General features: G+C 51.9%; 1 rRNA gene. It reads left to right on the forward strand.

The window, feature by feature from the left end:
• A 23S ribosomal RNA gene (locus tag KO539_RS30810) occupies positions 1-214 on the forward strand; the annotation flags it as partial.

Genomic DNA, 214 nt, shown 5'->3' on the forward strand with positions numbered 1-214 from the left:
GCGGCGAGCGAAATGGGAAGAGCCTGTACGTGATAGTCGGACTGATAGAAGAATCCTCTGGAAATAGGAACCGTAGCGGGTGATAGTCCCGTATTCGAAATCAGACCGGTGGTACTAAGCGTACGACAAGTAGGGCGGGACACGTGACATCCTGTCTGAATATGGGGGGACCATCCTCCAAGGCTAAATACTCGTAATCGACCGATAGTGAACC

The sequence above is a fragment of the Janthinobacterium sp. NKUCC06_STL genome, from assembly GCF_019345455.1.
Taxonomy (GTDB): Bacteria; Pseudomonadota; Gammaproteobacteria; order Burkholderiales; family Burkholderiaceae_D; genus Janthinobacterium; species Janthinobacterium rivuli.